Source organism: Burkholderia sp. E168m23 (assembly GCF_016586125.1).
GTDB lineage: Bacteria > Pseudomonadota > Gammaproteobacteria > Burkholderiales > Burkholderiaceae > Burkholderia > Burkholderia orbicola.
Window position 1 is genome coordinate 1 of sequence record NZ_BCPP01001421.1, and the last position, 1,204, is coordinate 1,204.

At 69.4% G+C, this 1,204-nt stretch carries 1 protein-coding gene; it reads left to right on the forward strand.

Going from position 1 to position 1,204, the window contains the following annotated elements; genetic code table 11:
* Window positions 1-1,204, forward strand: a 1,204-nt coding sequence (locus JMF90_RS37830) for a BCCT family transporter (protein WP_201326419.1), incomplete at both ends; no start/stop codon positions are given.

The following is a 1,204-nucleotide window of genomic DNA, read 5'->3' on the forward strand; positions in this document are numbered from 1 at the left end:
TACGGGCTGATGGGGCTCGTGCTCGCGTACTTCGGCTTCCGCTACAACCTGCCGCTGACGCTGCGCTCCGGGCTGTATCCGGTGCTGCGCGAGCGCATCAACGGCTGGATCGGCCACACCGTCGATGCGTTCGCGCTGGTCGGCACGGTCGCCGGGATCGCAACGACGCTCGGCTACGGCGTGATGCAGCTGAGCGCGGGCCTGCATACGGTCGCCGGATGGGACACGGGCAGCAACCTGTTCCGCATCGGGCTCGTCGCGGCGGTCGTGGTCCTCGCGGGCGTATCGGCCGCGACCGGCCTCGACAAGGGCGTGCGCCGGCTGTCCGAACTGAACCTGCTGCTCGCATTCCTGCTGCTCGCCTTCGTGGTGGTCGCGGGCCCGACGGCCTTTCTGCTGCGCGCGCTCGGCGACAACATCGGCCAGTACCTGTCGAGCCTCGTCGACCTGTCGTTCCGCACCTATGCGTACGCGCCGCCGCGCGAGGAAGGCTGGTTCGGCGGCTGGACGATCCTCTACTGGGCGTGGTGGGTGTCGTGGTCGCCGTTCGTCGGCATGTTCATCGCGCGCATCTCGCGCGGCCGCACGATCCGCCAGTTCGTGATCGGCGTGCTGCTCGTGCCGACCGCGTTCAACCTCGTGTGGATGACCGTGTTCGGCAACAGCGCGATCTGGCTCGATACGCACGGCGCGGCCGGCGCGCTCGCGCAGACGGCGACCAACGTCGATGCGCTGCTGTTCCGCTTCTTCGATTTCCTGCCGTTGCCGCAACTGCTGTCGATCGTCGCGATCGTGCTGATCGCGGTGTTCTTCGTCACGTCCGCCGATTCGGGCGCGTTCGTGATCGACCAGATCGCGACGCGCGGCAATGCGCATTCGCCGGTCTGGCAGCGGCTGTTCTGGGCCGCGCTGCTCGGCGTGACGGCCGCGGTGCTGCTCGTCGCGGGCGGGCTCGGCGCGCTGCAGGCGATGACGCTGATCGCCGCGCTGCCGGTCGCCATCATCATGCTCGCGCTGTGCTACGGGCTGTGGCGCGGGCTCGCGGCCGACCGCGCGCACTACTCGCAGGACGTTGCGCCTGCAACGAGCTTCTGGACCGGCCAGCACTGGCGCCATCGCCTGACGCACATCCTGCGGCAGACGACCGAGGCCGAGGCGCGCCAGTTCGTCGCGGAAACGGTCGAACCCGCGCTGCGCAAGGTCG